Raw genomic sequence first — 13,817 nt, forward strand, 5'->3', positions numbered from 1 at the left:
TTCTCGGCAATCCGGTCCGCGAAAGCCCCACGGTAGTTGGACGACTGTCTGTATAAAGGTGCCCGTGCGTGATTCGTATCGCGCACGGGCACCGCTTTCGCTGGGCTCCTGCAGTCACATGCTGCGGGAATGTGCTTGATCGAACGGAGATCTGTGTGGCCCGATCCGCAGTCTGTCGTATCGCCGCCCCGACCGCTCCGACACCCAGCGCAGGGCCACTCAACCAACGGTGCGACCTCGATGTCGGCGGTCGCGACACCAGCGAGCAAAGGAAACACATGACATCACGAGCGATGACGCGTGGCATCGCCGTCGGCGCGGCAACGACACTGACGGCTGGTGCATTCGCCCTCCTCGGCGCAGGTGTCGCCGGCGCAGCCCCCGGGTCGATCACCTGGGACGACGGAAGCTCCCGTTTCACCCGCACCGTCAGCAACACCGCCCCCGCGGTCGGCGACACGATCACCGTGACGACGAAGTTCGACCGGACCAGTTGGGTCGACGAGTTCATCTACAACGTCAAGGACCGGCACCCGTCCTGCCTGGCCTACGTCCCGGGCTCGGCCAAGATGATCGGCCAGAGCGAATACCCTGTCTCCAATCCCGAGGTCGTCGCCGACGAGGGCAACGGGACCGGCTACGTCCGCGCTTCCTGGGGCGTCACCGACTGGGTGGTCCAGAATCGCCCCGGTTTCTTCCGGAACCCCGTCTTCAGCGTCAGCTACAAGGTCGGCCAGAACTGCGCCCGTGATACCGCCCTGGCCACCGGCATGGACTACGGCGGATCGCTCGGCAGCGGGAACTACGGCACCAAGGGCCCGTCGATCACGATGGCCAAGACCGCCACCACGACCACCCTCGACCCCGTCGCCGGCGCCCGCGTCGGCGTGCCGAGCACGCTGACCGCCACCGTCACCGGCGGCGCGGCGGGTGACACCGTCGAATTCCGCGACGGCGCAACCGTAATCGGCCAGGCCGCCATCGATGCCGGCGGAACCGCGACCCTCGCCTGGACGCCCACGCTGCGTGGCAGCCACGCACTCTCCGCGGGCTTCCTCGACACCGCGTTCTCCACCGCGTCCCAGTCGGGGACGATCACCGTGCAGGTCGCCGAGCAGAACATCACCTCGACGATCGCGCTTGCGCCGGTGACCGGCGCCCAGGTCGGCCGCGCCTCCACCGTCACCGCCACGGTCAGCCCCACCGCGGCAGGTGGCACCGTCGAACTCCGCGACGGCACCACGACACTGGCGACCTTGCCGGTCGGCAACGACGGGAAGGTCACCTACCAGTGGGTGCCCACGGTGGCCGGCAGCCACACCCTCACCGCCACCTTCTCCGGCCGTGACGGCGTCACCGGATCGGGCACCACCGTGCAGGTCAACGTCGCCGAGGCACCCGTCTCCACCACCGACTCGACCACCACTCTCAACCCGATCGGCAGCGTCGCCGTCGGCACGGCCACGACCCTGACGGCGAAGGTCAACCCCGCCAACGCCGGCGGTACCGTCACCTTCAAGGATGGCGGCACCGTCATCGGCACCGGCCAGGTCGGATCCGACGGGACTGCCACCACCGCGTGGACCCCGGCCACCGCCGGCCAGCGGACCGTCACCGCCGAGTACTCGGGCCAGGGCACCGTCAACGCCTCCTCCGATCAGGTGTCCGTGATCGTCGCGCCCGGCGGCGACCCCGGAGGCCCCGGAACCGGTGGAACCGGCAGCCTCGGCTCGCTCGGCGGCTTCGGATCCGGCAACTAGCAAGTAGCGCGCAGCCACCGACAACGACGGGGTCTGTTCCCGGCCGACAACGGCCCGGGAACAGACCCCGCTCGACCTGGTGCCGAGAATGTTCTGGCGGGAACCGGGAAGACCTGAGGCCTGTCGATTCCGCAGGGTCTGGTTTTGTACAAAACTCTGTCGTGCCCCGAGGTGTGCTGGCGGCTCGGACCGACGGCCCTCCGGATAGGCTGAGTTGTCCGGAGCATGTGATACTCCTAGGCCCTGGAATTGCCCGACGACACGGTGCAGGGACGCCGAGGGGGTACGGAATTTGCTGACGCTGCACCGCGCGGAGAGCGCTGGAACACTCGCGTCCGCGCTCGCCGATGTGCTGGTCAGGCCCCTCTCGGATCCGTTCCAGCGCGAGGTGGTCGCGGTGCCCGCGAAGGGCGTCGAGCGGTGGCTCACACAGCGGCTGTCCCGCGTCCTCGGCGCGGTCGACGGCGACGGGATCGCCGCCAACATCGACTTCCCGTCCCCGACGCGATTGGTGGACGGGGCGCTGGCCGCGGCCACCGGCTACGACATCGACAGCGACCCCTGGCATCCCTCGCGCATGCTGTGGACGCTGCTGGCCGTCATCGACGACTGCGTGGACGAATCCTGGTGCTCGGTACTCGCGCGGCACCTCGGCCACGGTAGCGACGATCACCGTGCGGGGCGCCGCTACGGCACGGCCGCGCAACTGGCCGAGTTGTTCCGCTCCTACGGCGCGCAGCGTCCCGCGATGCTCGTCGACTGGGCTGCCGGCCGCGACACCGACGGCACCGGCGCCCTGGACGACGACCTGTTGTGGCAGCCGCAGTTGTGGCGTCGACTGCGCGAGCGCATCGGCAGCCCCAGCCCGGCCGAGCGACTCGACCACGCGTGCGCGCGGCTGCGCACCGAACCCGGGCTGCTGGACCTGCCCGAGCGTCTGTCCCTGTTCGGTCCCACCCGGCTCGGCACGGACCAGATCGCGGTGCTCTCCGCGATCGGCGCGAATCGCGATGTGCACCTGTGGACTCCGCATCCCAGTCTCGAGATGTGGGGTGGGATGGCCGACACCGATCCGCCGCGGCGCCGCGTGGACGACCACCGCGCGCTCGAGGTGGCGCATCCCCTGCTCGGCAGCCTCGCCCGTGACGTGCGTGAGCTGCAGTCCCGGCTCGGCGCCACCGATATGGTCGACGTCCACCACCCCGGACCGCCGCGGCCCCCGACGCTGCTCGGCCGGCTCCAGTCCGACATCGCGGCCGACCGCGTGCCGTCCGCGTGGACGCACGACGACACCGTCGAGATCCACGCCTGCCACGGGCCCGCCCGCCAGGTCGAGGCGGTGCGTGAGCGCCTGCTGCACCTGTTTCAGAACGACCCGACGCTCGAGCCCCGCGACGTGCTCGTCATGTGCCCCGACGTCGAGACCTACGCGCCGCTGGTGCGGGCCGCGTTCGGGCAGGGTGTGCAGGGGCAGCTCAGCCATCCCGGGCACCGGCTGCGGGTGCGGCTCGCGGACCGGGCGCTGCACCAGACCAACCCGGTCCTCGGTGTCGTCGCGACGCTGCTGGACCTCGCCGACTCCCGGGTCACCGTCAGCCAGGTCCTCGACCTCGCCGCGACCGCGCCGGTGCGCCGCCGGTTCACGTTCGACGACGACAACCTCGAGCGGATGCGCGAGTGGACCACCTCGGCGGGTGCCCGCTGGGGCATCGGCCGTCGTGAACGCGGAACCTTCGGGCTGGCCGACTTCGAGCAGAACACCCTCAGGGCGGCGCTCGACCGCATCCTGCTCGGTGCCGCGGCCGACGACATCGACGACGAATGGCTTTCGCTCGCACTGCCTCTCGACGACGTCGAGAGCAACGACATCGGCCTCACCGGACGGCTCGCCGAGTACGTCGACCGGCTCGACGTCGCGCTGCGCGGGCTCACCGGCCCGCAGTCCGGGGAGCAGTGGTCGGCGGCGCTGGGTCGGGCGCTGGACCTGCTGGTCGACGTGCCGGAGGCGGACGCCTGGCAGCTGGGGCAGGCCCGGCGGGAGCTGGCCGCCGCCGTCGAGCACGGCGGTGACGCGCAGCTGCGGCTCGCCGACGTCCGCGCGATGCTGCGCTCCCGCCTCGCGGGCCGACCCACCCGGGCAAACTTCCGCACCGGCGAGCTCACCGTCTGCACGATGGTGCCGATGCGGTCCGTGCCGCACCGCGTCGTGGTGTTGCTCGGGCTCGACGACGACGTGTTCCCGCGCGGTACCAACATCGACGGCGACGACGTGCTCGCCCGCGATCCGCTGCTCGGGGAGCGGGATCCGCGCAGCGAGGATCGGCAGTTGCTGCTCGACGCGATCATGTCCGCGACCGGGCGTCTGCTGCTGTTCTACACCGGTGCCGACCCGGTGAACGGCACCCCGCGCCCGCCGGCGGTGCCGCTGAGCGAGCTGCGGGACGTGCTCGAGGCGATGGCGGGATCGGACGCCGTCACGCGACATCCCCTGCAGCCGTTCGATCCCCGCAACTTCGATCCGGATCGACCGCGGAGCTTCGACCGCGCCGCGCTCGCCGGTGCCCGGGCCGCGCAGCAGCCGCCGCTGCCGCTGCCGGACTTCCTGCCGGAGCCGTTGACGCCGCTCGAACCGGGCGATGTGAACCTCGCCGAGCTGATCTCGTTCCTGGAGAACCCGATCCAGGGCTTCCTGCGCCAGCGACTCGGATTCCGGGTGCCGGATCTCGACGAGGACGTCGCCGACGCCCTCGACCTCGAACTGGATCCGTTGGCGCGGTGGGGGATCGGTGAGCGCATGCTCGCCGCACGCCTGGCGGGCATCGACCCCGCGGCGTTCCGGGCCGCGGAGTGGCGGCGCGGCACCCTGCCGCCCGCGAAGCTCGGCGACACCGCGCTGTCGGAGATCGAGTGGACGGTCGACTCCCTGGCCCGGTCCGCCGGGCCGGTGCACACCGGGCGATCGGAGGCCGTCGACATCGACGTCGACCTCGGCGGGCGTCGGCTCGTCGGCACCGTCGACGGGCTGCACGGCGACGTGCTCGCGCGCACCACGTTCTCCCGGTTGGCGCCCAAACACCGGATCGGCGCGTGGGTACGGCTGTTGGCGGTCGCATCGACGGGACGGGCCGAGAGCCTCACCGCCGTGACCACCGGCCGCGGCAGCGGCCGCACCCCCGTCATGCGTTCGTCGCTCGCGGCGCCGGAGGACCCGGTGGAGATCCTGGCGCGGCTGGTGGCGATGCGCGACCGGGGCCTGGTCTCACCGCTGCCCGTGACGCTGGGCGCGTCGGCGGCCTACGCCGACCAGCGGTTCCGGGGTCGGTCGATCGAACTGGCGCTGGTCGCGGCCGAACGCGCATGGGGTGGCGACTTCGGCGACGGCAAGGACCGTCACGTCCAGTTCGTGCACGGGTCCGGCGCGAGCCTGTCGGTGCTCACCGAACAGCCCGCGCCGCCCGGAGCGTACGAACCGACCTGCTTCGGCACCGAGGCCGCCGTGCTGTGGGGCCCGCTGCTCGCGGCCGAGACCCTGGGAGAGCCGTGACCGCTGGAATCGTCCCGACGGTGACGGACACCGCGTTCGACCTCTTCGCGCCGCTGCCCGCCGGCACCACCGTGCTCGAGGCCAGCGCCGGCACGGGCAAGACCTACGCCATCGTGGGGCTCGCCGCCCGGTTCGTCGCCGAGGAGGGCATCGACCTGTCGCAGCTGCTGCTGGTCACGTTCAGCCGCGCGGCCACGAAGGAACTCCGCGAACGGACCCGGGAGCGGTTCGCCTCGGCCGCAGCGGGATTGGCGGATCCCAGTGTTGCTCGGGCCAGCGGCGACCCGCTGGTCGCGCACCTCGCGGGTGCCGACGACGCCGAGGTGGCGGTGCGTCGGCGACGGCTGCTGCAGGCGCTGTCGGACTTCGACGCCGGCACCATCGTCACCACCCACAGCTTCTGCCAGCGGATGCTCGACGGCCTCGGCATCGCCGGGGAGCGGGACCCGGACGCGGTGCTGGTGGAGGAGGCCGAGGACCTCGTCTCCGAGGTGATCGCCGACCTGTTCCTGCAGCGCTTCGCACGGTCCGACTCGCCGACGCTCCGGCCGTCGGAGGCCCGCGCCGCCGCCCGGGCCGCGATCTTCGACCCGCAGTCGACGCTGGCCCCCGAGGGCGCCGACGGTGGCCGCGCCGGGGACGCCGTCGCGTTCGCGTCCGCGGTCCGGAGCGAGGCGCAGCGCCGCAAGCGGCTGGCGGGCATCCGCGACTTCGACGACCTGCCCGCGCTGCTGCACGGGGTGCTCACCGATCCCGATCCCGAGCACGGGGCGGCGGCGTGCCGGCGGGTGCGCGAGCGCTACCGGGTCGTGCTCGTCGACGAGTTCCAGGACACCGATCCGCAGCAGTGGGGGATTCTGCGGTCCGCGTTCCACGGGCACTCCACGCTGGTTCTGGTCGGGGATCCGAAGCAGGCCATCTACGCGTTCCGCGGCGCCGAGGTGCTCAGCTACCTCGACGCCGTCGGGGCCGCCGGCAGCCGCCAGGAACTGACCACCAACTGGCGCAGCGACGCGGAACTCGTTGCCGCGCTGGGGCATCTGCACGGTGGCGCCGCGCTCGGGCACCGCGACATCGTCGTGCACCCGGTCTCGGCGGCGAAGACGGGTTCCCGGCTGCACGGTGCCCCGCCGCTGCGTCTGCGGTATCTGTCCCGGGCCGGGGCCGGACGGCTCAACAACTCGGGCTACCCGGCGGTCGGCGCGCTGCGCACGCGTGTGGCCGCCGACGTGGCCGCCGACATCGCGCGGCTGCTCGACAGCGACGCCACCCTCGACCTGAACGGCGCGGCGCGTCCCGTCGAACCGGGGGACATCGCGATCCTCGCGGGCACCAACGCGCAGATCGCGTTGGTCCGCGAGGCCCTCGACCGGGCCGGGGTGCCGTCGGTGCTGGCCGGTGGCACCAGCGTGTTCGAGACCCCCGCCGCGCAGCATTGGCTGCAGGTGCTGCAGGCGCTCGAGCAGCCGCACCGACCCGATCGGGTGCGGCTCGCCGCGCTCACGCCGCTGCTCGGCTGGAGCGCCGAGGAGATCGACACGCGCAGCGACGAACTGGTCGCGCGCGTCGGCGGGCAGCTGCGGGAGCTGTCGGCGGTGTTCGCGCAGTCCGGGTTCGCGGCGCTGTTCGAGCGGCTGGCCGCCGACTCCGGTCTCGAGGCCCGATTGCTGACGATCGCGTCGGGGGAGCGCACCCTGACGGACCTGCGGCACATCGGGCAGCTGCTCGGTGCCGTCGCGGTCGACGAATCGCTCGGCCTGACCGCGCTCACCGGCTGGCTGGTCGACCGGATCAAGGACCCCAAGTCCGGTGGCGGCGACCGCAGCCGACGCCTCGACAGCGACGCCGCGGCCGTGCAGATCGCGACCGTCCACGCCAGCAAGGGGCTCGAGTACCCCATCGTGTACGTGCCGTTCGGGTGGAGCACCGGACGGTTCGCCGACCCCAACCGGCTGCTGCTGCACGACGACGAGGGCCGCCGGATCCTCGACATCGGCGGCGAGGGCAGCCCCGGCTACGGGGAGCGCCGACGCCGCCGCGATGCCGAGGCCGCGGGCGAGGACCTGCGGCTGCTGTACGTCGCGCTCACCCGGGCCCAGTGCCAGCTGGTGCTGTGGTGGGCGCCGGCGTACTCGACCAACGAGGCACCGCTGCACCGGATGTTGTTCGGGCGCGAACCGGGCGAGGGCGACGTCCCGCAGAAGGTGGGTGTGCCCGAGGATCCCGTTGTGGCGCAGCAGCTCACGGACTGGGCGGAGACAGCGCCGGTGACGATCGCGGTGGAGGCCGTCGGCGCCGACCCGGTCCCCGAGGTGTCGTGGACGCCGCCGCAGGAGGAGACCGGTGACCTGGCGGCCGCGGTGTTCGATCGGGTGCTCGACGCCGGATGGCGGCGCACGTCGTACTCGGCGCTCACCGCATCCGCGCACGAGCATCCCGGCGTCGGTAGCGAGGCCGAGGAACCCGAGACCGACGACGAACCGGCCGAGCCCGCGCTGATCGCCCCGGCCCCCGCACCCGGGCTCGCGTCGACCATGAACGAGATGCCCTACGGCGCGGTGTTCGGCACCCTGGTCCACGAGATCCTCGAACACGTCGACACCGCCGCCGACGACCTCGAGACCGAGCTCCGACGGCACTGCCGCGAGGCGGTCGCGGCCCGGATGTCGCAGGTGGATCCGGCGGCGCTGGCGGCCGCGCTGCTGCCGGTGCTGCGCACCCCGCTCGCCGGGGGCGGCACCCTCGCCGACGTCGCGCCCACCGACCGGCTGCCGGAGCTGGACTTCGAGCTGCCGCTCGCGGGCGGCGACGATCCCGCGTCGATCGCCGTGACACTGCACCGGATCGCCCGGCTGCTGCGCACGCACCTGCCCGCCGACGACGTGCTGGCCCCGTACGCGGACCGGCTCGCGACACTCGAGCCCACCCCGCTGCGCGGCTACCTCACCGGCAGCATCGACGCGGTGCTGCGTCTCGCCGGTATTTCCGGCCCCAGATTCGTGGTGGTGGACTACAAGACCAACCGCATCGCGCCCGGCGAGCTGACCACCGCCGACTTCACCCGCGACGCCATGGCGGGGGAGATGATGCGCTCGCACTATCCGCTGCAGGCGCTGCTGTATGCGGTTGCGCTGCACCGGTATCTGCGGTGGCGGCTGCCCGGCTACGACCCGGCGACGCATCTCGGGGGCGTGCAATACCTGTTCGTGCGCGGCATGGTCGGCCCCGACACCCCGGACGGTGCCGGGGTGTTCGACTGGGATCCACCGGCCGCGCTGGTGGTGGAGCTGTCGGATCTGTTGGCCGGCATCACCGATCGTGAGGGAGGCGCATGATCGAGGCGCGCGTCGCGCAGCGCGGCAAGGGTGTGCTGCGCGAGTTCAACGAGGCCGGGGTGCTCGAGGCCGCCGACGTGCATGTCGCGCTGCGGCTCGCGACGCTCGGCGGGGAGACCAGCGAGCCGGTGCACCTGGCGACCGCGCTCGCGGTGCGTGCCGTGCGATCGGGCTCGGTGTGCCTGGACCTCAGCCGGATTCGGGAGGTGACGGTCGACGAGGGTTTCGAGGTGGACCCGGCGGCGCTGCCGTGGCCCGACGACACCGTCGTGATGGACGGGCTGCGGTCGAGCCCGCTGGTGATCGGCGGGGACGCGGGTCCGCTGCGCCCGCTGCGGCTCGTGGAGTCCGACGAGGGCAGCCTGCTGTACCTGGACCGGTACTTCCGGCAGGAACAGGCCGTGAGGCGCATCCTCGACGAGCGCGCCCACGGGCACCCCGCGGTGGACGAGGACCTGCTGCGCGCCGGGCTGGACGAGTTGTTCCGGGACCATCAGGATCCGTCCCGGCCGTCGGACGCCCCGGATCGGCAGCGGATCGCGGCCGCCGTCGCCGCCACACACCGGACGTCGGTGATCGCCGGCGGGCCCGGCACCGGCAAGACACACACCGTCGCGCGGGTGCTGGCGCTGCTCGAACGCCAGCAGCCCGGCCTGCGGATCGGACTGGCCGCCCCCACCGGGAAGGCCGCGGCGCGGCTGCAGGAGTCGGTGCGCGAGCAGGCCGAGGTGGTGGGGCTGCGGGCCGACCTGTCGGCGATGACGCTGCACCGGATGCTCGGTTGGCAGCGGGGGACCAGCCGGTTCCGGCACAACGAGACCAACCACCTGCCCTACGACGTGATCGTGGTGGACGAGACGTCGATGGTGTCGCTGACGATGATGTGCCGACTGCTCGAGGCCGTGCGGCCCGAGGCGCGGCTGGTGTTGGTCGGCGACCCGGACCAGCTCACCTCCGTCGACGCCGGTGCCGTGCTCGCCGACCTGGTGGCCCGCCCGGTGACCGGGGTCGAGAACCCGGTGCTGGCGCGCGTGGTCGGCGCGGACCTGTCGGCGTCGGACGATCCCGCCGAGGCGGCGCTGAGTGTGTCCGAGCGGGACCGACTGCGCGGCGGCGTGATTCGGCTCAGCCGGGGACGGCGGTTCGGTGGCGCGATCGCGCAGCTGGCGGTCGCGGTGCGCGACGGCGACGAGGACCGGGTGCTCGAGATCCTGCGCAGCGGTGAGCCGGACGTGTCGTTCGTGGCGCCCGACGAGCTGTCCGCGCTGCGCTCCGACGTGGTGACGACGTCGGCGGCGGTGACGGACGCGGCCCAGGTCGGTGACGCGGTGGCGGCGCTGCGGGCGTCGGAGCAGCATCGGCTGCTGTGCGCGCACCGGGAGGGCCCGTTCGGCGCGTCGTGGTGGGCGCGCAACGCGATGGATTGGGTCGGGGAGTCGATCGGCGGCCGGCTCGACGCCGAACGCTGGTACGCCGGGCAGCCGCTGATGGTGACCGCGAACGACCACGAGACCCGGATCTACAACGGCGACACCGGAGTCGTCGTCACCGGCGAGGACGGCGAACTGGTGGCGGCGTTCGCGCGCGGCGAGGAACCGTACCTGCTGCACCTGAGCCATCTGGCGTCGGTGCAGACGGTCTACGCGATGACGATCCACCGCAGTCAGGGCAGCCAGTACGACACCGTCTCGGTGATCCTGCCGGGGGAGGAGTCGTCGCTGCTGACCCGAGAGTTGTTGTACACCGCCATCACCCGAGCCCGGACGCACGTGCGGATCGTGGGCACCGAGGACGCCGTCCGCGCCGGCGTGCAGCGTCGGGTCCTGCGGGCGAGCGGGCTGCGGCGGGGGTGAGGGGGCGCCCCTCGGGGTGCTGACCCGGCCCGGAACAGCACGGGCCCAGATCGCTACGAGGCCGGACGGGCTCGGATCATGTCCAACGTCTCGTGCAGATACGCCGCGAACACCGCCGCCATGTCGACCGCCTCGGCGTCCAGCAGCCACTGCTGCTGAAGGCCGTCCATGATCGCGACCAGTCGGAACGCGTGCGCCTCGGGGTCGACGTCGGACCGGAACTCGCCGGACGTGATCCCGCCGCGGATGGCGTCCGCGATGAACCCCCGGATGCGGCGGTAGCGGGTGCGGGCCCAGGTGTGGGCGGGATGATCGGCGGTGGCGGACTCGGCGCTGAGGACCGTGAAGAGTTGGACGAGCCCGGGCACTCGCTGGTTTCGCTCGACCAGCTCGACGAGGGCCTCCATGGCGGCGATCCCGGTCAACGGCGCGCCGTCGGCGTCGACGAAGCGCTGGGCGTCCATCTCGTCGCGGAGGTCCAGCGTGGCGGCCAGCAGTTCTTCCTTGTTGCGGAAGTGGTGGAGCAGGCCGGGTTGGGAGAGTTCGGCACGCTCGGCGATCCGGGCAAGCGAGGCGCCGCGGTAGCCGTTCTCGGCGAACTCCTCCATCGCGACGTGCAGAATCCGGGCGCGCCGGGCCCGGCCGACGGCGTAGCTGCCGCCCCGTCGGGGACGGGTGGCTGCATCTCTGCCCTTCTCGCGGGTGGTCACGGTCTCACTGTAGGCGGGCAAATATAACGGCGAGATAACAAACCTAGTACGTACTCGGTATTTGCGGTTAGCCTCGATTCCAGCGGTCGAACAGGCCCGGTCCGCGTGACGTTCGAAGGAGTGCTGGTTGTGAACAGCCGAGACGGTGTGACTGCGGTGGACGAGGGCAAGCTGGGAAAGCTCCTCGCGGAACTGACGCTCGAGGAGAAGGTCGGTCTGCTGACCGGCGCGGACTTCTGGTCCCTCGACGCGATCGAGAAGATCGGCCTGCGCAAGGTGCTCCTCTCGGACGGCCCCAACGGCGTCCGCGGCACGACCTGGGACGAGCGTGACACCAGCCTGCTGTTCCCGAACCCGTCGGCGCTGTCCGCCACCTGGGACCCGGAGCAGGTCCGGCGTGCCGGCGCCCTCATGGGCGCCCAGGCCCGGGACAAGGGCGTCGCGTGGCTCCTCGCCCCGAACATCAACATTCACCGCTCGCCGCTCGGGGGCCGGCACTTCGAGTGCTACTCCGAGGACCCGCAGTTGACCGCCGCGATCGTGGAGGGCTTCGTCTCCGGTGTCCAGGCCAACGGCGTCGCGGTGACGATCAAGCACTACATCGGCAACGAGTCCGAGACCGAGCGCATGACGTACGACGCGCGGATCTCGGAGAAGGCGCTGCGTGAGGTCTACCTGGTGCCCTTCGAGGCCGGGGTCCGCGCGGGCGCGTGGTCCGTCATGGCCTCGTACAACTCGGTCAACGGTGCGAGCCTGACCGACAACCGGCGGCTGCTCACCGAGGTCCTCAAGGAGGAGCTGGGCTTCGACGGCGCGGTCGTGTCCGACTGGTTCGCGACGCGCTCGACGGCCGCGTCCGCGAACGCGGGCCTCGACGTCGCGATGCCGGGTCCGCAGAGCCCGTGGAGCGAGGCGCTCGTCGCCGCGGTCCGCGCCGGCGAGGTCGCCGAGAGCGTCGTCGACGACAAGGTGCTGCGCGTGCTTCGGCTCGCCGCTCGCACCGGCTACCTGGACGGCTTCGCGGGGCCCGCCCCGTCGACGACCCCGGACGACGCGGGCGAGCAGTTGCGGGAGATCGCGGCGCGCGCCATGGTCGTGCTGCGCAACGAGGGCGGCGTCCTGCCGCTGGCTCCGGCGTCGCGCAGTCGCGTCGCCGTCCTCGGACCGAACGCCGCGGTGCTGACCGCGCAGGGTGGCGGCTCCGCGCACGTCAACCCCACGCACATCACCAGTCCGTTGGCCGGGCTGCGCGAGGCGTTCGGCGACTCGGTCGAGATCGACTACCGGGAAGGCGTTTCGACGCAGCGCATCCTTCCCGCCATCCCGGCGGACGTCGCCCGCGACCCGGTGACCGGCGAGCCGGGCTTTCGCGTCGACTTCGTTTCGGCCGACGGCGCCGTTCTCGCGACCGAGCGCCGGCTCGCGTCGCGTCTGGTGTTCATGGGCACCGTCCCTCCGGGCACCGCCGAGGTCCGCGTCCGGACCGATCTGACCGTCGCCGAGGGCGGCACCCACCAGTTCTCGGTGTCGGGTTCCGGGGAGTACTCCCTGAGGATCGGCGCGGCCGAGCCGCATGCGATCTCGCTCACCAGTGCCGACGACGACCCGATCGAGAATCTCGTCAAGCCGCCGGAGCGTCGCGTTTCGGCCGAGCTCGTCGCCGGCACGATCAACGTCGAGATGCGGATGGTCGCACCGGACCACCCGATGGTGATGTTCGGCCTCAACCACGAGGCGCCACGCGAGGCTGCGGATGTGGCGTTCGCCGCCGCCGTCGAGGCCGCGCGGAACGCGGACGTGGCGCTGGTCTTCGTCGGCACCACGGACGAGGTGGAGAGCGAGGGCTTCGACCGTGTCGATCTGCTGCTTCCGGGTCGGCAGGACGAGCTGGTGTCGGCGGTGGCCGCGGTGAATCCGAAGACGGTCGTGGTCGTCAACGCCGGTGCGCCGGTCGAAATGCCTTGGCGGGACGAGGTTGCGGCGGTGCTGTGGGCGTGGCTGCCGGGCCAGGAAGGCGGCGGTGCGATCGCCGACGCGCTCACCGGCGTCGTCGAGCCCGGCGGCCGGCTGCCCACCACCTTTCCCGCGGTCGGTGCCGACTCGCCGGTGCTGTCGACGCAACCCGTCGACGGCGTCATCGACTACGCGGAGGGCTCGACGTTCGGGTATCGCGGGTACGAGACGGCCGCGATCACCCCGGCCTACCCGTTCGGGCATGGTCTCGGCTACAGCACCTGGGACTACGAGGGAATCACCGCCGCGGAGACCGAGTCGGGTGCGGTGACGGTCGAGGTGTCCGTCCGCAACACCGGCGTGCGCACCGGACGCGAGGTCGTCCAGCTCTACCTCGGCGGCGAGGGCGCCGACGGGAACGACCCGCTGCGGCTGGTCGGTTTCGCGTCGGTGAACGCCGACGCGGGGGAGGCGGCGACCGCGCGAATCACCGTGGACCGCAGGACCCTGGCGCGGTGGGACGAATCGGCGTCGGCGTGGCGGGTCGCGGGCGGTTCGCGGACGCTGGTCGCGGCGCGATCGGCCTCCGACCGTCGGCTGACGACCGAGATCGAACTGAAGGACTCGGCGGTGTGAGCCGGGGATCTCTGATGACTCCCACC

6 protein-coding genes are annotated in these 13,817 nt (G+C 72.2%); 5 read left to right on the plus strand and 1 reads right to left on the minus strand.

The window, feature by feature from the left end; translation table 11 throughout:
* Positions 1–278 precede the first annotated feature (278 nt).
* From HUN07_RS09510 to recD, 4 genes are all read left to right on the plus strand, one after another.
* Positions 279–1,760, plus strand: coding sequence for an Ig-like domain-containing protein (locus HUN07_RS09510; protein ID WP_174909329.1), 1,482 nt, complete (start codon positions 279–281; stop codon positions 1,758–1,760).
* A 292-nt stretch (positions 1,761–2,052) separates the two neighbouring features.
* Entirely contained in the window at positions 2,053–5,304 is a 3,252-nt protein-coding gene (gene recC / locus HUN07_RS09515) for an exodeoxyribonuclease V subunit gamma (protein ID WP_174909331.1), read from the plus strand.
* Positions 5,301–8,639 (plus strand): UvrD-helicase domain-containing protein, encoded by a 3,339-nt coding sequence (locus HUN07_RS09520; RefSeq protein WP_254622871.1) that lies wholly within the window; start codon positions 5,301–5,303, stop codon positions 8,637–8,639. The genes recC and HUN07_RS09520 overlap by 4 nt, the downstream gene beginning before the upstream one ends.
* Positions 8,636–10,492 carry an exodeoxyribonuclease V subunit alpha gene (gene recD, locus HUN07_RS09525; protein WP_174909335.1) on the plus strand — a complete coding sequence of 619 codons (1,857 nt, stop codon included), beginning with the start codon at positions 8,636–8,638 and terminating at the stop codon, positions 10,490–10,492. Before HUN07_RS09520 ends, recD begins: the two co-directional genes overlap by 4 nt.
* A 53-nt stretch (positions 10,493–10,545) precedes the next feature.
* On the opposite strand, the gene HUN07_RS09530 is transcribed toward recD, so the two are convergent.
* Positions 10,546–11,202, minus strand: coding sequence for a TetR/AcrR family transcriptional regulator (locus tag HUN07_RS09530; RefSeq protein ID WP_217487195.1), 657 nt, complete (start codon positions 11,200–11,202; stop codon positions 10,546–10,548).
* 129 nt (positions 11,203–11,331) lie between these two features.
* Between HUN07_RS09530 and HUN07_RS09535 the strand changes: the two genes are divergently transcribed.
* A complete protein-coding gene (locus tag HUN07_RS09535) occupies positions 11,332–13,791 on the plus strand; it encodes a beta-glucosidase family protein (protein ID WP_254622872.1) in 2,460 nt (819 codons plus the stop codon).
* Positions 13,792–13,817: the final 26 nt, after the last annotated feature.

This window comes from Rhodococcus sp. W8901 (assembly GCF_013348805.1).
Lineage (GTDB): Bacteria > Actinomycetota > Actinomycetes > Mycobacteriales > Mycobacteriaceae > Prescottella.